We start from the raw sequence: 20,105 nt of genomic DNA, 5'->3' as shown, positions 1-20,105 counted from the left end.
GGAATCAGACGAGGGGTTTAGGCTCGTGCTCTTCTTCCTAGGCCTTTTGCTCTAACGCTGCAGCAGCAGCGGCAGCCTCGGCTTCCTTGCGGCGGCGACGCACTTCACGTGGGTCGTTTGGTGCACGGCCGTTTTCAGTCAGGGCGCTTGCCGGTGCAGCTTCAACCACCGGAGCGGCGACTTCGGCCACTACCGGCGCTTCAACCACGGGGGCAGGCTCTACGCCTGGGGCGGGCTCAACCACGGGGGCAGTTTCGACCTCTGGGGTCGGCTCTGCCACTACGACATCTGCAACCGGAGCGGGTGCCTCTTCTACCACGGGGGCAGGAGCGGGCACTTCAACCGGAGCGGCAGGTTCGGCAGTCCATTGGAAGGCGGTCTGTTCTTCGCGAACTTCACGCACCACTGGAGCAGCTTCTTCAGCAACCGGTGCTTGCTCGGGCGCTTGAACCACTGGCTCAGGCTCGACGACCGGGGCGACTTCAACGGCAACCACTTCGGTCACGGGTTGAGCGTCGCGAACCGGTGCTACTTCCACTTCCGGAACCACTGGGGTTTCGATTGGGGTAGTGGCTTCCACCACCGGTGCTTCAACCACTGGAGTCTCGGCAACGGGCGCTTCTACCGCAGCGGTCTCTTCGAAAGCAGCATTATCTTCGACAGCGGCGGTAGCGCGTTCAGCCTGCTCATGAGCCTGGGCTTCAGCCGGTGCGCTGATGACCGAGCTGGCCACAGCGGCAGTCACGGCCAGGCCGGCAGCCAGTTCGTCACCGGTCGGTTCGTGGTTGCCAGCTTCTGCGTGCTCGCCGGCTTCTTCCGAGCCTTCGATCACGTTGCCGTTGGCATCACGTTGACGCTCACGACGGTTGCTGCGACGACGCTGACCACGGGAGCGGCGGCGTGGACGATCGCCTTCGGCGTTGTCCTGGCCATCTTCCTGCAGTTGCTCTTCGCCGGTCAGCACTTCTTCTTCGCTGGCGGCAGCGGCTTGTTCGGCGCGCGGTTGACGCTCTTCACGCGGAGCACGTGGTTGGCGTTCCTCACGTGGCGCGCGTTCTTCACGCGGCTGACGAGCCGGGCGTTCTTCGGTGGTTGCGGCTGCGGCTGCGGCAACGGCAGGTGCCGCGTCCAGAGGCTCGCGCAGTTCGCGCACACGTTCTTCACGCTCGCCGCGCGGCTTGCGGTCTTCACGTGGGGCACGTGGAGTGCGCGGTGCACGCTCCTCGCGAGGTGCGCGTTCTTCACGGGCTACGGTCGGGGTTTCTTCACGGGCTTCGCGAGGTGCACGCTCTTCACGTGGCGCGCGTTCTTCACGCGGAGCACGTTCTTCGCGCGGCTTGCGCTCTTCGTCGCGGCGACCGTTGCGGTTACGGCTCTGCTGACGACCGTTGCGACGCTCTTCGTTGCGCGCAGGGCGTTCGGCGGCAGTTTTTTCAACCACAACCGGCGCGGCGGGCTCTTCCTTGGTGGCGAACAGGCTGACCAGGGATTTCACCAGGCCTTTGAACAGGCTTGGCTCAGGCAGGGCGGCCGGCGCGGCAACCGGAGCGGCGGCTTCAACCGGAACCGGTGCGTTGGCACGGGCCGGCGCGGTCTTCACGGCGGCTTCCTGGCGGACCAGAGTGCGGGTCGCAGCGGCTGGCTGGACTTCTTCCACTTCGGCAGCGGCAGCAGCGATTTCGTAGCTGGACTGGCCGCTGTGGGCTTCCGGGCTGTCATCGCGCAGGCGCTGCACTTCGAAGTGCGGCGTCTCGAGGTGATCGTTCGGCAGGATGACGATACGGGCGCGGGTGCGCAGTTCGATCTTGGTGATCGAGTTGCGCTTTTCGTTGAGCAGGAAGGCGGCAACCGGAATCGGCACTTGTGCGCGAACTTCGGCGGTGCGGTCTTTCAGGGCTTCTTCTTCGATCAGGCGCAGGATCGCGAGCGACAGCGATTCAACGTCACGGATGATGCCGGTGCCATTGCAACGCGGGCAAACGATGCCGCTGCTTTCACCCAGGGATGGGCGCAGGCGCTGACGGGACATTTCCAGCAGGCCGAAGCGCGAGATGCGGCCGACCTGCACGCGGGCACGGTCAGCTTCCAGGCATTCGCGGACTTTCTCTTCCACGGCGCGCTGGTTCTTGGCCGGGGTCATGTCGATGAAGTCGATCACGATCAGGCCGCCGATGTCACGCAGGCGCAGTTGGCGGGCGATTTCTTCAGCCGCTTCCAGGTTGGTCTGCAGGGCGGTTTCTTCGATGTCGCTGCCCTTCGTGGCGCGCGCCGAGTTGATGTCGATGGACACCAGAGCTTCGGTCGGGTCGATCACGATGGAGCCGCCGGAAGGCAGTTCGACTACGCGCTGGAAAGCGGTCTCGATCTGGCTTTCGATCTGGAAACGGTTGAACAGCGGAACGCTGTCTTCGTACAGCTTGATCTTGCTGGCGTACTGCGGCATCACCTGGCGGATGAAGGTCAGGGCTTCGTCCTGGGCTTCAACGCTGTCGATCAGCACTTCGCCGATGTCCTGGCGCAGGTAATCGCGGATGGCGCGGATGATCACGTTGCTTTCCTGGTAGATCAGGAAGGGCGCGGAGCGATCCAGGGATGCTTCTTTGATGGCGGTCCAGAGTTGCAGCAGGTAGTCGAGGTCCCACTGCATTTCTTCGCTGCTGCGGCCCAGGCCTGCAGTGCGCACGATCAGGCCCATGTCGGCCGGTGCGATCAAGCCGTTGAGCGCTTCACGCAGTTCGTTGCGCTCTTCGCCTTCGATGCGACGGGAAATACCGCCGGCACGCGGGTTGTTCGGCATCAGCACCAGGTAACGGCCAGCCAGGCTGATGAAGGTGGTCAGGGCAGCGCCCTTGTTGCCACGTTCTTCTTTCTCGACCTGAACGATGACTTCCTGGCCTTCGCTCAGGACGTCCTTGATGTTCACCCGGCCTTCGGGGGCCTTCTTGAAGTATTCGCGGGAGATTTCTTTGAGGGGCAGGAAGCCGTGGCGCTCGGAGCCGAAATCGACAAAGGCAGCCTCAAGGCTAGGTTCGATGCGAGTAATACGGCCTTTATAGATGTTGGCCTTCTTTTGCTCGCGGGCACCGGATTCGATATCCAGGTCGTAGAGGCGTTGGCCATCTACCAGTGCAACACGCAACTCTTCGGGTTGGGTTGCGTTAATCAGCATTCTTTTCATGTTGTACCGTCGGTTTCCGGGCTGCCGGAAACGGCGTTCGGCACACACGACTTCTCACGGTCGGTGTCAGGTGCGTCAAGAGTGGTTGGCCACTCCAGTGTCCAGCAAAACCTGCCAATTGGGCGGGTATCGCGACGGACGCGTCCTGCTTGTTAGCGGTGGTGACAAATGCACCACTTCAACAAAAGCTAAGGTCAGGAGGAGGAATCAACCGGCGACTGTGGACGAGATGAAGCGTCTAAATATAAGCCTAGTGCTACACGGTCCGACGGTTGTGCATCTCCACCCTACACGTATCCCTGATAATTCGGGTGCTGCCGCGCGCAGAATCCGCAGCGGGTTGGCATTTACCGTGTTCTCCAATGGGGAGTCCACGCTCATGGCTAAACAAGACTAGGTGTGGGCGACTGCGCTCGCACTCAGCTCTTAACAGGCGTTGTTTCCGAAGCATTCGCCATGGTCTGGCCCGAGACTGACTGCACTTTGTGAACTGGCCGTAAATATCGGCGCGCAAGGCGAGTATTCACTCTGCTTTGCGCACTCGCTTCAGGCCTCATGTCACCTGCGCTTGTTACAATCTCAAGCCTTCCAAGGTGGCGAACGCCCCGTAGGACGGCCTCGCGTCCTGATGAATTGCGATGGTCAGGGCCGGCAGTTTGCCGCAAGTCCTCTGTCCAGGCCGCTTTTGGCGGCGTTCGCGACTATAGCAGCAATGATTAAGTGCTTCAATTCCATAAAAAATTGTTATCATCGCCGCCATGACGACTACCGCCCCCCAGACCCCCAGCGTCCAACTGCTCGAGGTCTCGCCGGAATATGCCGGCCAACGCATCGATAATTTTCTCCTGGCCAGGCTCAAAGGCGTGCCCAAGACCCTGATTTACCGCATCTTGCGCAAAGGCGAGGTGCGCGTGAACAAAGGCCGGATCAAGCCTGAGTACAAGTTGCAGGCGGGCGATATCGTCCGCGTGCCGCCAGTGCGTGTGCCCGAGCGCGACGAGCCGGTGCCGCTGGCCCAGGGCCTGCTGCAGCGCCTGGAAGCCTCGATCGTGTTCGAAGATAACAAACTCATCGTGATCAACAAACCCTGCGGCATTGCCGTTCATGGCGGCAGCGGCCTGACGTTCGGCGTGATCGAAGCCTTTCGTCAGTTGCGCCCGGATGCCAAGGAGCTGGAGCTGGTCCACCGACTGGACCGCGACACCTCCGGCCTGTTGATGATCGCCAAGAAGCGCAGCATGTTGCGTCACCTGCACACCGCCCTGCGTGGCGATGGCGTGGACAAGCGCTACATGGCGCTGGTGCGAGGTAACTGGGCCAGCTCGATCAAGAGCGTGCGAGCGCCGTTGCAGAAAAGCAACCTGCGCTCCGGTGAACGTATGGTGGAAGTGGACGAGGAGGGCAAAGAGGCCCTGACCCTGTTCAAGGTGCTGCGCCGCTTCGGCGACTTCGCCACCCTGGTCGAGGCCAAGCCGGTGACCGGGCGTACCCACCAGATTCGCGTGCACACCCTGCACGCTGGCCATTGCATTGCCGGTGATACCAAATACGGTGACGAGGATTTCTCCAAAGAAATTCGCGACCTCGGCGGCAAGCGTCTGTTCCTGCACGCCTATATGCTGACCGTGCCGCTGCCCGATGGCGGTGAGTTGAAGTTGCAGGCGCCAGTCGACGAGATGTGGGCCAAGACCGTGGAGCGTTTGAGTGTCGCGCCTTGATTACAAGCTGCTGATCTTCGACTGGGATGGAACGCTGGCCAACTCCATAGGGCGGATTGTCGAGTCGATGCACATGGCCTCGACCCGTTCCGGCTTCGAGCCGTGCAGCGACCTGGCGGTCAAGGGCATCATTGGCCTGGGCTTGCCTGAGGCCATCCGCACCCTGTATCCGCAGATCGACGACTCGCAACTGATCGCGTTTCGACAGCACTACGCGGATCACTACATCGCCCTGGAGGCCGAGCCTTCCCCGCTGTTCGACGGTGTGAGGCAGTCCCTGGAGGCGTTCCGTGCCCAGGGCTATTACCTCGCCGTGGCCACCGGCAAGGCCCGGCGCGGGCTTGACCGCGTGCTCAAGGCACATGGCTGGGACGATTATTTCGACATCACCCGTGCCGCGGATGAAACCGCCAGCAAACCCCACCCTCTGATGCTGGAGCAGATCCTGGCTCACTGCGGTGTAGCGCCGCGCCAGGCACTGATGGTGGGGGACGCGTCCTTCGACCTGATAATGGCGCGCAATGCCGGCATGGACAGCGTGGCGGTCAGCTACGGCGCCCAGGCGGCCGAAGCCTTGCAGCAATATGAGCCCAGGCTGACGATCGATCATTTTTCTGAACTGCAGGCCTGGCTCGGTCGGGCTCAATAAGTCTTTGCTGGGGTTAATGGCATGAGTGACGAGTGGAAAGCGCCTGAAAAGGCCGATAGCAGCGACGACAAAAGCTGGAAGTTGCTGGAAAAGACCTTGTTGGCCAGCGTGCAGGAGCAGCGTCGTTCACGGCGTTGGGGGATTTTCTTCAAGCTGCTGACCTTCGTGTATCTGCTGGGCATGCTGGCGTTGTTCAGCCCGCTGATGGACATGGAAAAAAGCGCCACCCGTGGCAGCCACTACACCGCCTTGATCGAAGTGCGCGGGGTGATTGCCGACAAGGAACCCGCCAGCGCCGACAATATCGTCAGCAGCCTGCGCGCCGCGTTCGAAGACCCCAAGGTCAAAGGCGTGGTCCTGCGCATCAATAGCCCCGGTGGCAGCCCGGTGCAGTCGGGTTATGTGTATGACGAGATCCGCCGTCTGCGCGCCCTGCATCCAGATATCAGGCTTTATGCGGTGATCTCGGACCTGGGGGCCTCGGGTGCCTATTACATCGCCAGCGCTGCCGACCAGATCTATGCGGACAAGGCCAGCCTGGTCGGCTCTATTGGCGTGACGGCGGCCGGCTACGGTTTTGTCGGCACCATGGAAAAGCTGGGCGTGGAGCGTCGCACCTACACGTCGGGGGAGCACAAGGCGTTCCTCGACCCGTTCCAGCCGCAAAAGGCTGATGAAACGCAGTTCTGGCAGGGCGTGCTCGATACCACCCATCGTCAGTTCATTGCCAGCGTCAAGCAAGGGCGCGGCGATCGGCTCAAGGACAAGGACCATCCAGAGCTGTTCTCCGGCCTCGTGTGGTCGGGTGAGCAAGCGCTTCCGCTGGGCTTGATCGACGGCCTGGGCAGTGCCAGTTCGGTGGCGCGGGATGTGATTGGCGAGAAGGAGTTGGTGGATTTTACGGTTGAGGAATCGCCGTTTGATCGCTTCTCCAAAAAACTGGGCGCCAGTGTGGCTGAGAAGCTGGCCCTGTACATGGGCTTCCAGGGCCCGACCCTGCGCTGATAGCTCAAAGTAAATGCAGGACAAAATGTGGTGTATCTAGGGGATTTGCACACCTTCCGCCAGCAGCATATCTACCAGGCGAATCAGCGGCAGGCCCACAAGGCTGGTCGCATCCGGCCCTTCGGTGCTCTGGAACAGGCTCACGCCCAGGCCTTCGGCCTTGAAGCTGCCCGCGCAGTCATACGGCTGCTCGACCCGCAGGTAGCGTTCGATGCGTTCAACGCTCAGTTCGCGCATGTGCACCGTAAAAGGGATGCAGTCGACCTGGCAGTGCCCGGTATCGCTATTGAGCAGCGCCAGTCCGGTGAGGAAGCTCACACGCTTGCCGCTGGCTGCCAGCAATTGCTCGCGGGCGTTTTCGAAGGTGTGCGGCTTGCCGATAATCCGTCCTTCAAGCGCAGCCACCTGATCCGAACCGATGATCAGGTGTCCGGGATGGCTGGCGGCGAGGGCGCGCGCTTTCTCTTCGGCCAGGCGCTTGACCAGCGCAATGGCGGATTCATCCGGGCGATGGCTTTCATCGATATCCGGTGCGCCGCAGGTGAACGGCAAGTGCAGGCGGCTCAGTAATTCCCGGCGATAAACCGAGCTGGACGCAAGTAATAAAGGCAGCATGGACGTCTCCTCAAGGCAGCCGCAGATTCTAGCGGCGTGACCGGCTGACGCACAGGGCTGAATTTCCTTTGACATGGCTGGGTGCATCCCTATAATGCTGCGCCTATGTTGAATGACCCGATTCCACCTCACGTTGACCCGCGCAAATTGGCTGATCGTGGCACTTCCCTTCAAGGTGAATTGCCGCTGGCCGATTTGGAGAGACTCTGCGACTCGCTTTCCGACACTGTCGGTGCGGTCCAGGCCAAATTCGTTTTTGAACGAGATGAACGTAAGTCTGTGGTAATCCACAGTTTTATCGACACCGAAGTCAAGATGGTTTGCCAGCGTTGTCTTGAGCTGGTCACCCTGCCGATCCACAGCGAATGCAGTTATGCCGTGGTGAAGGAGGGTGCGAATACCCAGTCGTTGCCGAAAGGTTATGACGTGCTGGAACTGGGCGAAGATCCTTTGGATCTGCATGCACTGATCGAGGAGGAGCTTTTGCTCGCCTTGCCCATTGTGCCTGCTCATCATCCGGAAGAATGCCAGCAGCCGGCGGGTCTCGATGACGAGCCCGAACCGAGCGAGGACGAGGTAACGCGGTCCAACCCGTTCAGTGTATTGGCGCAGTTAAAGCGTGACCCAAACGTTTAGGAGTTAATCAATTATGGCTGTTCAGCAGAACAAAAAATCCCGCTCTGCCCGTGACATGCGTCGTTCGCACGATGCCCTGACGGCAAGCACTCTGTCTGTAGAAAAAACCACCGGTGAAATTCACCTGCGTCACCACGTATCGCCAGAAGGCGTTTACCGTGGCCGTAAAGTGATCGACAAGGGCGCTGACGAGTAATCACTTGTCTGCTCAAGTCATCGCGATTGACGCAATGGGCGGGGACTTCGGTCCCCGCAGCATTGTTCAGGCCTGCATTGCCAGCCTGTCTGCAACGCCCTCGCTGCACCTGACCCTCGTCGGTCAACCCTCCCTTCTTGAAGAACTGATTGCCAGCCATCCGGCGGTGGATCGCGCGCGCCTGACGGTTACAGCGGCCAGCGAAATCATCACCATGGACGAAAAGCCGGCAGCGGCCCTGCGCGGCAAGCCCGACTCGTCCATGCGCGTGGCGTTGCAATTGCTGCGCGATGGCAAGGTGCAGGCCTGTGTCAGTGCCGGCAATACGGGCGCGCTGATGGCTCTGTCGCGGCATGTGCTCAAGACGCTGCCGGGCATCGACCGGCCGGCGATGGTGGCGGCGATTCCGACGCAGAAAGGTTATTGCCAGTTGCTGGACCTGGGGGCGAACGTCGACTGCAGTGCCGAGCACCTGTTCCAGTTCGCCGTGATGGGCTCGGTGGCGGCCGAAGCGCTGGGCGTGGTACGGCCACGCGTAGCCTTGCTGAACATCGGCACCGAAGACATCAAGGGCAACCAGCAGGTCAAGCTCGCCGCTGCGTTGCTGCAGGGCGCGCGAGGCTTGAACTACATCGGTTTTGTCGAAGGTGACGGTTTGTACCGGGGCGAAGCGGATGTGGTGGTGTGCGACGGGTTCGTCGGCAATATCCTGCTCAAATCCAGTGAAGGCCTGGCGACCATGATCGCCACGCGCATCGAAGCGCTGTTCAAACAGAACCTGGTGTCGCGTGCTGTCGGCGCCCTGGCGCTGCCGTTGATGCGCCGTCTGCAGGCCGACCTGGCCCCGGCCAGGCACAATGGCGCGAGTTTTCTGGGTTTGCAGGGCATTGTGGTGAAAAGCCACGGTTCGGCCGGTGTGGAAGGTTTTCAAAGTGCCATTGCGCGGGCCGTGATCGAGATTCAGGAAAACCTGCCGCAACGTTTGCACGGCCGTCTCGAGGATCTGTTGCCTTAGGCGAATTGGCCCGGGAATGCTTAAATGTGACCGGCCAGTTCAATTGACCATCCAATCTGTCAGTTTCGTGCGCCCCCACCGTAGGGGCGCCTCTTTCCGACGACAAGATCATTAGGGGCTTGTTACATGTCTACATCCCTCGCATTCGTCTTTCCAGGGCAGGGTTCGCAGTCCCTCGGCATGTTGGCCGAGCTGGGCGCGCAATACCCGCTGATCCTGGACACCTTCAAGGAAGCTTCCGACGCACTGGGTTACGACCTGTGGGCGTTGACCCAGCAGGGGCCGGAAGAGCAACTCAATCAAACCGATAAGACCCAGCCGGCCATCCTGACCGCTTCGATCGCCCTGTGGCGCTTGTGGCTGGCCGAAGGCGGCGCGCGCCCGGCATTCGTTGCCGGCCACAGCCTGGGCGAATACAGCGCGCTGGTCGCGGCGGGCAGCCTGACCCTCGCTGAAGCGGTCAAACTGGTCGAGCGTCGTGGTCAATTGATGCAGGAAGCCGTTCCGGCCGGGCAGGGCGGCATGGCCGCTATCCTGGGCCTGGACGACGCCGTGGTGATCGAAGCCTGTGCCGAAGCGGCCCAGGGCGAAGTGGTCAGCGCGGTCAACTTCAACTCCCCTGGTCAAGTGGTCATCGCCGGTGCCAAGGCGGCGGTCGAACGCGCCATCGAAGGCTGCAAGGCCCGTGGCGCCAAGCGTGCGCTGCCGTTGCCGGTCAGCGTGCCGTCGCACTGCGAACTGATGCGCCCGGCCGCCGAGCGTTTTGCCGAGTCTATCGCTGCCATCCACTGGCAGGCGCCGCAGATCCCGCTGGTGCAGAACGTCAGCGCGGCGGTTGCCCCTGACCTGGACACCCTCAAGCGCGACCTGCTGGAGCAGCTTTACAAGCCGGTACGCTGGGTGGAATCGGTGCAGACCCTGGCCGCCAACGGCGCCACCGAGCTGGTCGAGTGCGGTCCGGGCAAAGTCCTGGCCGGCCTGAACAAGCGCTGCGCCGACGGTGTGTCGACTGCCAACCTCAATACCCCTGAAGCCTTCGCTGCCGCTCGCGGCACTGGCCTGAACGCTTAATCCCGATTTTGTACTTAGGAGAAGCCTGCATGAGTCTGCAAGGTAAAGTTGCACTGGTTACCGGCGCAAGCCGTGGCATCGGCCAGGCCATCGCCCTGGAGCTGGGCCGTCAGGGCGCCGTTGTGATCGGCACCGCCACTTCCGCTTCGGGCGCCGAGCGTATCGCCGCGACCCTCAAGGAAAACGGCGTGCAGGGCACGGGCCTCGAGCTGAATGTGACCAGTGATGCGTCCGTGGCGGCCGTGCTGGCCGAGATCACCGCTCAGTTCGGTGCGCCGGCGATTCTGGTGAACAATGCCGGTATCACCCGCGATAACCTGATGATGCGCATGAAAGACGACGAATGGTACGACGTGGTCGATACCAACCTGAACAGTCTGTTCCGCCTGTCCAAGGGCGTTTTGCGCGGCATGACCAAGGCGCGTTGGGGCCGAATTATCAATATTGGCTCCGTAGTGGGTGCCATGGGCAACGCCGGCCAAGTAAACTACGCCTCCGCCAAGGCCGGTCTGGAAGGTTTCAGCCGTGCACTGGCGCGTGAAGTCGGTTCGCGGTCGATTACGGTAAACTCGGTGGCTCCAGGGTTCATCGACACCGATATGACCCGCGAACTGCCGGAAGCACAGCGTGAAGCCTTGCTGACGCAGATTCCGCTGGGCCGTCTGGGCCAGGCTCAAGAGATCGCGAATGTGGTCACTTTCCTGGCATCCGACGGTGCGGCATACGTGACTGGGGCTACAATTCCAGTGAACGGCGGGATGTACATGAGTTAAATTGTGACGGATCGCTTCAAAAATATGTCATACGAGCTGTCTAAAATCCGTTATAAAGCTGCAACTTAATTTATAGGCAGGTGGCAGAGCGGGTACAGGGTGAAGCTTTCAGTTGAAAAGCTGAAATGGCTTTCTATACACTTACCCACTGGCCAGCTGCCTGAATTTGTCCATTAGGAGTTAAACAAGGTATGAGCACCATCGAAGAGCGCGTCAAGAAAATCGTTGCCGAGCAACTGGGCGTCAAAGAAGAAGAAGTGACCAACACTGCTTCCTTCGTAGAAGACCTGGGTGCCGATTCCCTTGACACCGTTGAGCTGGTGATGGCTCTGGAAGAGGAATTCGAGACCGAAATCCCGGACGAAGAAGCTGAAAAAATCACTACTGTTCAAGCTGCTATCGACTACGTTACTGCCCACCAGGCGTAATAGTTTGTAGTCGTCGCTTGCTGTCAGGGAAAAACCGCACTGCTGTAACGGCGTGCGGTTTTTTCTTTAAGCGGTGACGAAAAGTACGCTGCGAAGCAAAGTGTCGTCATTAGAAAAAGGAGAGTGCTGTGTCGCGTAGACGCGTCGTAGTCACCGGTATGGGTATGTTGTCGCCACTGGGCACGGATGTGCCAAGCAGTTGGCAGGGCATTCTGGCTGGCCACAGTGGTATCGGTCTGATCGAACACACGGACCTTTCTGCCTATTCCACCCGTTTTGGCGGCTCGGTAAAGGGTTTCAATGTCGAGGAATACCTCTCGATCAAGGAATCCCGCAAGCTCGACCTGTTCATTCAGTACGGCCTGGCAGCCGGTTTTCAGGCGGTGCGCAATGCCGGCCTGGAGGTCACCGACGCCAACCGTGAGCGCATCGGCGTGGCCATGGGTTCGGGTATTGGTGGCCTGACCAATATCGAAGAAACCAGCCGCACGCTGCACGATTCCGGCCCCCGTCGAATTTCACCGTTCTTCGTGCCGGGCTCGATCATCAATATGATTTCCGGTTTCCTGTCGATCCACCTGGGCGCACAGGGGCCTAACTACGCCATCGCAACGGCGTGCACCACGGGCACTCACTGCATCGGCATGGCGGCGCGCAATATCGCCTACGATGAAGCCGACGTGATGATCGCCGGCGGCGCCGAGATGGCCGCCTGCGGCCTGGGCATGGGCGGCTTCGGCGCGTCCCGTGCGCTGTCGACCCGCAACGACGAACCGACCCGTGCCAGCCGTCCGTGGGACAAAGGCCGCGACGGTTTCGTACTGTCCGACGGTGCCGGCGCCCTGGTGCTGGAAGAGTTGGAGCATGCCAAGGCGCGCGGTGCCACCATCTATGCCGAGCTGATCGGCTTTGGCATGAGCGGCGACGCCTACCACATGACCTCGCCACCGGCCGACGGTGCCGGTGCCGCGCGTTGCATCACCAACGCCTTGCGCGATGCGAAGGTCAACGCCGACCAGGTGCAGTACATCAATGCCCATGGCACTTCGACGCCAACCGGCGATCTGGCGGAAGCCGAGGCCATCAAGTCGGTGTTCGGCGAGCATGCCTATAAGCTGGCCGTCAGCTCCACCAAGTCCATGACCGGCCATCTGCTGGGCGCGGCGGGCGCGGTCGAGGCGATCTTCAGTGTCATGGCCATCAAGGACCAGGTCGCTCCGCCGACCATCAACCTCGATGAGCCGGACGAAGGTTGCGACCTGAACTTCGTGCCTCACGAAGCGCAACCGATGCCGATCGACGTGGTGATCTCCAACTCGTTTGGTTTTGGTGGCACTAACGGCTCGCTGGTGTTCCGCCGGTTCGCCGAGTGATGCACAGCTGGGTCGACGGTCAGCCAGCGGACAGCGTGCCCCTGAAAGATCGCGGCCTGGCGTATGGCGATGGGGTGTTTGAAACCATCGCGGTCAAGGCCGGGCAGCCGGTGCTGCTTGACCGTCATCTGCAGCGCCTCCATGAGGGCTGCAGGCGCCTTGGGTTAGCCGCAGATCACGGGCTGGTCCGTAGCGAGGTGCTGGCCTATGCCACAGCCCTTGGCGATGGCGTGCTCAAGTTGATCCTGACCCGTGGCGACAGCCAGCGCGGTTATGGCATCGACCCCGAGGCCGCTGCGCGCCGTATCCTGCAGGGCAGTCCGCCTGCCGCTTATCCCGAAACCCATGGAACCGACGGCATCCGCCTGTTTGCGTGTGTCACCCGCTTGGCCGAACAACCGCTGCTGGCCGGGCTCAAACACCTCAACCGCCTTGAGCAGGTGATCGCCCGCGCCGAATGGCGGGATGCCGAGCATGCCGAAGGCTTGATGCTGGATACGTCCGGTCGTGTCATTGAAGGCGTGTTCAGCAACCTGTTCCTGGTGCGCAATGGCTTGTTACTAACCGCTGATCTGAAGCGTTGCGGCGTTGCCGGCGTTATGCGCGCCGAGATCCTGGCCCAGGCGCAAGTGCTGGGCGTCCCGGTGGCTGTGGCCGACATCAGCCTCGAACAGTTGCAGCAGGCCGACGAAGTCTTTGTGTGCAACAGCGTTTATGGCATCTGGCCGGTACGCGAGTGCGCTGGGATGAGCTGGTCGGTTGGCCCGCTCACCCGTAAACTGCAAGGCATTGTTCGCGCGCTATTGGATATTTGAGTGATACGAAAACTGGTTGTGCTGCTGCTGATCGGTGTGTGCTCGGCGGCTTTGCTGGCGGGCTTTTGCGCCTGGAAATACAACGCTGCCTTGAAACAGCCGTTGCATTTGACCCAGGAGCAATTGCTCGATGTGCCGGCAGGCGCGACGCCCACTGGCACCTTCAATCGTCTGGAAGCCGATGGCGTGCTCGACGGTGCCTTCTGGCTGCGTCTTTATTGGCGTTTCAACCTTGAGGGCCAGCCGCTGCACAGCGGCGAATACCGGATGACCCCAGGCATGACCGCCGAAGGCCTGATCGGCCTGTGGCAGCGTGGGGAAGTGGTGCAATACAGCCTGACCCTGGTGGAGGGGTGGAACTTTCGCCAGGTACGCTCGGCCCTGGCCAAGCATGACAAGATCGTGCAGAGCCTCTCGGGCCTCAGTGACAGCGAAGTGATGGACAAGCTCGGCCATCCTGGCGTATTCCCTGAAGGCCGCTTCTTTCCCGACACCTACCGTTTCGTGCGCGGCATGACCGATGTCGAATTCCTGAAGAAAGCCTACAACCGCCTCGATGATGTACTGGCCCAGGAGTGGAGCAGGCGCGCCGCGGATGCGCCTTACACAGAACCTTATCAAGCCCTGATCATGGCCTCCCTGGTGGAAAAGGAAACCGGCGTGCCCGAAGAGCGCGGGCAAATTGCCGGTGTGTTCGTGCGTCGCCTGAAGATGGGCATGATGTTGCAGACCGATCCCACGGTGATCTACGGCCTGGGTGAGCGCTACAACGGCAAGTTGACCCGCGCCCATCTCAAGGAAGCCAACCCCTATAACACCTACATGATCGCCGGCCTGCCGCCGACACCCATTGCCATGGTCGGCCGCGAGGCGATTCATGCCGCACTGAACCCGGTGCCGGGCAGCAGCCTGTATTTCGTCGCCCGTGGCGATGGCAGCCATATTTTCTCGGATGACCTGGATGCGCATAATGCCGCCGTGCGTGAGTTTCAGCTCAAGCGCCGCACCGATTACCGTTCCAGCCCGGCACCGACGGCCAAGCCGCTGGACGACGCGGTGCCACCGGTTGACGTACCGGCAGAGCCTGCGCCGGACACCAGCGCCCCGCAAAGCCCGCAATGACTCTGACTAAGGACTGCCTGTGACTGGCTTGTTTATAACCCTCGAAGGCCCGGAAGGCGCCGGCAAAAGCACCAACCGCGACTACCTGGCCGAGCGCCTGCGTGCTGCGGGCATCGAAGTGGTGTTGACCCGTGAGCCCGGCGGTACCCCGCTGGCCGAGCGCATCCGTGAAGTATTGCTGGCGCCGGGTGATGAACCGATGAATCCGGACACCGAGCTGCTGCTGGTGTTCGCCGCCCGTGCCCAGCATCTGGCCGAGGTCATCCGACCGGCGCTGGCACGCGGCGCCGTGGTGATCTGCGACCGTTTCACTGACTCCACCTACGCCTACCAGGGCGGTGGTCGTGGGTTGTGCCTGGAGCGTATCGCTACCCTGGAAACCTTCGTGCAGGGCGCTCTGCGTCCAGACCTGACCCTGCTGTTCGACCTGCCGGTGGAAGTGGGGATGGCCCGCGCCAGTGCACGCGGCCGCCTGGATCGTTTCGAGCTGGAAGGCCAGGGGTTTTTCGACGCTGTGCGCGCTGCGTTCCTCGCGCGTGCCAAGGCGGAGCCTGCGCGTTATCACCTGCTCGATGCGGCTCAGCCGCTGGTGCAGGTGCAGCACGCCATCGATGCGCTGTTGCCCACCCTGCTGGAGCGCGCCCGTGGCTGATGCCTATCCGTGGCAGGACGGCCTCTGGCAACAATTGGCCGGCCGTGCCCAGCACGCCCACGCCTATTTGCTGCACGGCCCGACAGGCATCGGCAAGCGCGCCCTTGCCGAACGCTTGATGGTCAGCTTGTTGTGCCAGCGCCCGGTCGGCCTGGAAGCCTGCGGCGCATGCAAATCCTGCCTGCTGCTGAAGGCGGGTAGCCATCCTGACAACTATGTGCTGGAACCTGAGGAAGCGGACAAAGCGATCAAGGTCGACCAGGTCCGTGACCTCGTCAGTTTCGTGGTGCAAACCGCGCAGATGGGCGGGCGCAAGGTGGTGCTGATCGAGCCGGTGGAGGCGATGAACATCAACGCCGCCAACGCCTTGCTCAAAAGCCTTGAAGAACCGTCCGGCGACACCGTGCTATTGCTGGTGAGCCATCACTCCAGCCGCTTGTTGCCGACTATCCGCAGCCGTTGCGTGCAGCAGGCGTGCCCGTTGCCGAGCGAGGCCATGAGCCTGCAATGGCTGGCGCAGGCGCTGCCGGACTGCTCGGCAGAAGAACGGGTTGAATTGCTGACCCTGGCCGCCGGTTCCCCTTTGGCTGCGGTGAAGCTGCAAGCCCAGGGCGTGCGCGAGCAACGTGCACTGGTCGTGGACGGGGTGAAGAAGCTGATCAAACAGGAACTGTCCGCCACGCAATTGGCCGAAACTGCGTGGAAGGACATTCCCCTGTTGCTGCTGTTCGACTGGTTCTGCGACTGGTCCAGCCTGATCCTGCGCTACCAGCTGACCCAGGACGAAAACGGCCTGGGCCTGCCGGACATGCGCAAGGTGGTGCAATACCTGGCGCAGAAAAGTGCCCAGGACAAGGTGTTGAGCATTCAGGACTGGATCCTCGCCCAGCGCCAGAAGGTGCTCGGCAAGGCCAACCTCAACCGCGTGCTCTTGCTCGAAGCGCTGCTGGTGCAGTGGGTCGGTCTGCTCGGCCGGCGTTAATTTCCGTGGCCAGCGGGTGTATCGTTGGCCAGACACGTTCCGTCACTCAAGTTGTAGAGACCCATGCTCGTAGATTCCCACTGTCACCTTGATCGACTCGACCTCGCTCAGCATGGCGGCTCCCTTGACGCCGCCCTTGAGGCTGCGCGCCAGCGCGGGGTAGGGCACTTCCTGTGCATCGGCGTCAGTGCCGAAAACGCCGCCGACGTCAAAGCCCTCGCCGATCGCTACGCCGACGTGGATTGTTCGGTGGGTATCCACCCGCTGGATCTCAAACCCGGCGAAGCACCGGCCCTGGACTGGCTGTTGGGCGAGCTCAATCACCCGCGCGTCGTCGCCATTGGCGAAACCGGTCTGGATTACCACTACGAACCCGAAGCCGCCGACCTGCAGCAGGCCTCGTTCCGCCTGCACCTGCAGGCCGCGCAACAGACCGGCAAACCGGTGATCGTCCACACCCGTGGGGCTCGCGCCGATACCCTGGCGCTGTTGCGTGAAGCCGCGCTGCCCCAGGCAGGTGTATTGCATTGCTTTACCGAGGATTGGGAGATGGCCAAGGCTGCCCTGGACCTGGGCTTCTATATTTCCCTGTCGGGCATCGTTACCTTTCGCAATGCCGACGCGCTGCGTGATGTCGCCCGCCAGGTGCCTGCCGACCGGCTGCTGGTGGAAACCGACTCGCCATACCTGGCGCCGATCCCCCATCGCGGCAAGCCGAACCTGCCCGAGTATGTGCGTGACGTGGCGGATTATCTGGCAATGCTGCGCGGTGAGTCCTACGAGCGCTTCGCCGAGCAGACCACTGAGAACTTCAGGCGTTTGTTTCCACTGGCCCATGTGGCCTGCTGATCGCGCTCAAATCCCAGGCAAAAAAAACCCGGGTTCTGGGGGGTGAATCCGGGCTAAGACCATTAGGAGTAAAACAAGGGCACACAGTCCGTCGGTACCCAGGTCGACGCGTCACTTGGGGGAGATGTCGCGCCGACACTTGAAGTATTGATCACTATCCGATTCAGTCCAGTGTCGATTGGTCGTTTTTTAAACAGATTTGGAATACGCGCTCTTCGCTTGAGTTCTCATTGCACAGGATGCTCGGGTCGAGTGGTGCGTATTGTTTCTGACTGATATCGCCAAAATCGTTGGCGTATTGAAAGTTAAGTGCGTAACGGGTTCACATAGGCGTTGCCCAACGACCGTTCAGTCGGGATAATCCCTCGCATCGGGTAAATCGTATCGCCACGTATCCATGGCGCGCGAAACCCTCCCTATTCCGACCTTTGCAGACCTCTTCCTCATGCATAAAGAACCCCGTAAGGTCCGTGAGTTTCGCCGCCGTGAGCAGGAAATTCTCGACACCGCACTCAAATTGTTCCTCGAACAAGGCGAAGACAGCGTCACCGTCGAGATGATCGCGGATGCCGTGGGTATCGGCAAAGGCACTATCTACAAGCACTTCAAGTCCAAGGCCGAGATTTACCTGCGCCTGATGCTCGACTACGAGCGCGACTTGAACGAGCTGCTACATTCGGCCGATGTCGACAAGGACAAAGAAGCCTTGTCCCGAGCCTATTTCGAGTTCCGCATGCGCGACCCGCAGCGCTACCGCCTGTTTGACCGCCTGGAAGAAAAGGTCGTCAAGGGCCATCAAGTGCCGGAAATGGTCGAGGAACTGCACAAGATCCGCGCCTCGAATTTCGAACGCCTGACCTTGCTGATCAAGGGCCGTATCAGTGAAGGCAAGCTCGAAGACGTGCCGCCGTATTTCCACTACTGCGCCGCCTGGGCCCTGGTACATGGCGCCGTCGCGCTGTACCACTCGCCGTTCTGGAGCAATGTGCTGGAAGACCAGGAAGGCTTCTTTCAGTTCCTGATGGACATCGGCGTGCGCATGGGCAACAAGCGCAAGCACAGCGCTGACTTGCCGGGCCCGGAAAAAGCTGGCGAAGCACCCACTGCCTGAGTCATTCATCACGCTGATGGCTCAATGATTTACTGCCAGGCGCAGTACCCTAGGAATATACTCAGGCAAGGATCTTGCTAAAAGCTGATTTATAAGTCAGCTTCTAGCACGCCCGAAATATCCTCTGCCGGAGTGGTTCATGATCGTTGATCGTCAAGGCAGGCGGTTTCGCAATTTGCGGATCAGCCTGACCTCAGCCTGCAATTACGCATGTACCTACTGCGTGCCCAACGGCAAGCGGCTGGTCGCTGCGCAGGACGAACTCTCGGCCCAGGCGATGGCGCGAGGCGTGGCTTATCTGATCGAAGCGGCGGGCATCGACCGCTTGCGCATTACCGGTGGTGAGCCGCTGGTAAGTCCCAAGCTGGAAGCCTTCATGGACGCCGTGGGGCAGATGGGGCTCAGCGATATCAGCCTGACCACCAACGGCCAGTTGCTGGCGCGCAAGCTGCCGCTGCTGGTAGACGCGGGTATCCGGCGCATCAACGTTTCCCTCGACACCCTGGATGCCGACGCTTTCCGCAGTATCGCCCGCGGTGGCGACCTGGCCACGGTGCTCGACGGTATGGACCAGGCCCGCGCGGCCGGGATCAAGATCAAGGTCAATATGGTGCCCCTGCGTGGCCAGAACCTGGACCAGGTGATGCCCTTGCTCGATTACTGCCTGGAGCGGGGCTACGAGCTGCGCTTTATCGAGTTGATGCGCATGGGGCACTTGGCGAAGGACTCCAACGCGTTCCTGCAGCAATTCGTCAGCCTGCAACAATTGCTCAGCCTGATCGGCGAACACCACGAATACCTGCAAGCCAATGCGCCTGTCGACGCCACGGCCGTGCGCTATGAAGTGCCGGGCAAGGGCTTCTTTGGCGTGATCGCCAATGAAAGCGTGCCGTTCTGCCGTACCTGCTCGCGCTTGCGTCTGTCCTCCACGGGCTGGTTGCACGGCTGCCTGTCGTCGAGCAACCGTCACTACGTCGGCGACCTGCTGGACCAGCCGCGCCACCAGGCACTGCCGGCGTTGCAGGGGCTGTTGATGAAGGCCCTGGGCGACAAGCAGGAAGTAGCGTTCTCGGGCGGCGCGACGGTGATGAAGATCATTGGCGGCTGATTTGCTCGAATGCCAGTCAGTCAGCGCACATCCCCTGTGGGAGGGGGCTTGCTCCCGATGGCGGTGTGTCAGCTAAAGATAAGCTGGCTGATACACCGCTATCGGGAGCAAGCCCCCTCCCACATTTGATTCAAGCTGGCGCAGATTCTGCATCTCACGCCCATTCGCCGGTTTTCCGTCACCGGCTTCTGGAGGAATAGGATGCGTAGTCTGGTTTTGTTGCTGGCGTCGTTGGCGCTGAGTGGTTGCATGACCGTCAGCGATATGGCCGAAGGCACCCGCTATCAGATGAGCGACGCCGGCTTGCTCGACCACAGCGATACGCGCCGCACCGCCTCGGTCCGTGTGCAGCCGGACTCCTTTATCTTTATCGCCCAGGGCGCTTTCGTCCCGCCCGGCAGCGCGTATCCGCGACCGAACGTGGTAGCCGAAGAAGCCTTCAACGGCTTCGTCGAATATTTCCCCATGGTGCGTCGCGCCCGTCAGCCTGAAGGCCTTGAGCAGGCCATGGCCGAAGCGCGCGCGGCGGGGGCTCACTACTTGCTGTATTGCCGTTTTGCGGCAGCCGACGACCGTATCGGCAACGCCGATGAGTGGACCGACCAGCAAGCGCTGGACCGCCTTGGCCTGGACAGCGGCGTGATCCAAATCATGTTGATCGAGACCAGTACCCAGTATTTGATTGATACTGCACGTATTCGCAGTCGTGGCGGTTTACTGACGTTCCACGACAACTCGCCACAAGATCTGATCGCCCGACCCCTGGCCCAGTACGCCCGGAACTTGCTGGGCATGAGTGATCAGTAAGC

General features: G+C 61.2%; 20 protein-coding genes. 18 read left to right on the top strand and 2 right to left on the bottom strand.

Translation table 11 applies throughout. The features are described from left to right. Window positions 1-37 precede the first annotated feature (37 nt). Entirely contained in the window at window positions 38-3,178 is a 3,141-nt protein-coding gene (rne, locus tag C4J85_RS20385) for a ribonuclease E (protein ID WP_177413571.1), read from the bottom strand. Window positions 3,179-3,936: 758 nt separating this feature from the next. Here rne and rluC point away from each other — a divergent pair. From rluC to C4J85_RS20370, 3 genes are read left to right on the top strand one after another with little or no spacing between them, the layout of a single operon-like run. Beyond that, window positions 3,937-4,896: a 23S rRNA pseudouridine(955/2504/2580) synthase RluC gene (gene rluC, locus C4J85_RS20380; RefSeq protein WP_032886795.1), complete on the top strand. Its 960-nt coding sequence runs from the start codon at window positions 3,937-3,939 to the stop codon at window positions 4,894-4,896. Next, complete coding sequence (locus C4J85_RS20375) at window positions 4,883-5,545, top strand: HAD-IA family hydrolase (RefSeq protein WP_124410589.1); 663 nt, start codon at window positions 4,883-4,885, stop codon at window positions 5,543-5,545. Before rluC ends, C4J85_RS20375 begins: the two co-directional genes overlap by 14 nt. A 21-nt stretch (window positions 5,546-5,566) precedes the next feature. Continuing rightward, entirely contained in the window at window positions 5,567-6,550 is a 984-nt protein-coding gene (locus C4J85_RS20370; protein WP_124410588.1) for a S49 family peptidase, read from the top strand. A 36-nt stretch (window positions 6,551-6,586) separates the two neighbouring features. On the opposite strand, the gene C4J85_RS20365 is transcribed toward C4J85_RS20370, so the two are convergent. Beyond that, window positions 6,587-7,165 carry a nucleoside triphosphate pyrophosphatase gene (locus C4J85_RS20365; protein WP_124410587.1) on the bottom strand — a complete coding sequence of 193 codons (579 nt, stop codon included), beginning with the start codon at window positions 7,163-7,165 and terminating at the stop codon, window positions 6,587-6,589. Between the two features lie 105 nt (window positions 7,166-7,270). Here C4J85_RS20365 and C4J85_RS20360 point away from each other — a divergent pair, with 105 nt between their 5' ends. From C4J85_RS20360 to C4J85_RS20290, 15 genes are all read left to right on the top strand, one after another. Beyond that, the gene (locus tag C4J85_RS20360; protein WP_124364014.1) at window positions 7,271-7,801 is read left to right on the top strand and encodes a YceD family protein; all 531 of its coding nucleotides are present in this window, start codon (window positions 7,271-7,273) and stop codon (window positions 7,799-7,801) included. Window positions 7,802-7,814: 13 nt separating this feature from the next. After that, entirely contained in the window at window positions 7,815-7,997 is a 183-nt protein-coding gene (gene rpmF / locus C4J85_RS20355) for a 50S ribosomal protein L32 (RefSeq protein ID WP_008152339.1), read from the top strand. Window positions 7,998-8,001: 4 nt separating this feature from the next. After that, window positions 8,002-9,012, top strand: a complete 1,011-nt coding sequence (plsX, locus tag C4J85_RS20350) for a phosphate acyltransferase PlsX (protein ID WP_124410586.1) — start codon at window positions 8,002-8,004, stop codon at window positions 9,010-9,012. Window positions 9,013-9,138: 126 nt separating this feature from the next. Then, the gene (fabD, locus tag C4J85_RS20345) at window positions 9,139-10,083 is read left to right on the top strand and encodes an ACP S-malonyltransferase (protein ID WP_124410585.1); all 945 of its coding nucleotides are present in this window, start codon (window positions 9,139-9,141) and stop codon (window positions 10,081-10,083) included. A 29-nt stretch (window positions 10,084-10,112) separates the two neighbouring features. Continuing rightward, entirely contained in the window at window positions 10,113-10,856 is a 744-nt protein-coding gene (gene fabG / locus C4J85_RS20340) for a 3-oxoacyl-ACP reductase FabG (RefSeq protein ID WP_124368026.1), read from the top strand. Window positions 10,857-11,047: 191 nt separating this feature from the next. Continuing rightward, window positions 11,048-11,284: an acyl carrier protein gene (gene acpP, locus C4J85_RS20335; RefSeq protein ID WP_010566559.1), complete on the top strand. Its 237-nt coding sequence runs from the start codon at window positions 11,048-11,050 to the stop codon at window positions 11,282-11,284. A gap of 128 nt (window positions 11,285-11,412) precedes the next feature. Beyond that, entirely contained in the window at window positions 11,413-12,657 is a 1,245-nt protein-coding gene (fabF, locus tag C4J85_RS20330; protein ID WP_124364010.1) for a beta-ketoacyl-ACP synthase II, read from the top strand. After that, the gene (pabC, locus tag C4J85_RS20325; RefSeq protein ID WP_124368025.1) at window positions 12,657-13,472 is read left to right on the top strand and encodes an aminodeoxychorismate lyase; all 816 of its coding nucleotides are present in this window, start codon (window positions 12,657-12,659) and stop codon (window positions 13,470-13,472) included. Before fabF ends, pabC begins: the two co-directional genes overlap by 1 nt. Next, window positions 13,473-14,594, top strand: coding sequence for an endolytic transglycosylase MltG (gene mltG / locus C4J85_RS20320; RefSeq protein ID WP_124368024.1), 1,122 nt, complete (start codon window positions 13,473-13,475; stop codon window positions 14,592-14,594). Between the two features lie 19 nt (window positions 14,595-14,613). Beyond that, window positions 14,614-15,246, top strand: a complete 633-nt coding sequence (gene tmk, locus C4J85_RS20315) for a dTMP kinase (protein ID WP_124410584.1) — start codon at window positions 14,614-14,616, stop codon at window positions 15,244-15,246. Next, window positions 15,239-16,228: a DNA polymerase III subunit delta' gene (locus C4J85_RS20310; RefSeq protein ID WP_124410583.1), complete on the top strand. Its 990-nt coding sequence runs from the start codon at window positions 15,239-15,241 to the stop codon at window positions 16,226-16,228. Before tmk ends, C4J85_RS20310 begins: the two co-directional genes overlap by 8 nt. A 63-nt stretch (window positions 16,229-16,291) precedes the next feature. After that, on the top strand, window positions 16,292-17,077 hold the full coding sequence (locus tag C4J85_RS20305) for a TatD family hydrolase (RefSeq protein ID WP_124364005.1): 786 nt from the start codon (window positions 16,292-16,294) through the stop codon (window positions 17,075-17,077). A gap of 445 nt (window positions 17,078-17,522) precedes the next feature. Next, window positions 17,523-18,188, top strand: a complete 666-nt coding sequence (locus C4J85_RS20300; protein WP_124368021.1) for a TetR/AcrR family transcriptional regulator — start codon at window positions 17,523-17,525, stop codon at window positions 18,186-18,188. Between the two features lie 139 nt (window positions 18,189-18,327). Then, window positions 18,328-19,296: a GTP 3',8-cyclase MoaA gene (locus C4J85_RS20295; RefSeq protein WP_124368020.1), complete on the top strand. Its 969-nt coding sequence runs from the start codon at window positions 18,328-18,330 to the stop codon at window positions 19,294-19,296. Window positions 19,297-19,497: 201 nt separating this feature from the next. Continuing rightward, window positions 19,498-20,103: a DUF4823 domain-containing protein gene (locus C4J85_RS20290; protein ID WP_124368019.1), complete on the top strand. Its 606-nt coding sequence runs from the start codon at window positions 19,498-19,500 to the stop codon at window positions 20,101-20,103. Window positions 20,104-20,105: the final 2 nt, after the last annotated feature.

This window comes from Pseudomonas sp. R4-34-07, from assembly GCF_003852375.1.
Taxonomy (GTDB): domain Bacteria; phylum Pseudomonadota; class Gammaproteobacteria; order Pseudomonadales; family Pseudomonadaceae; genus Aquipseudomonas.
This window is presented reverse-complemented; position numbering and strand designations above follow the sequence as displayed.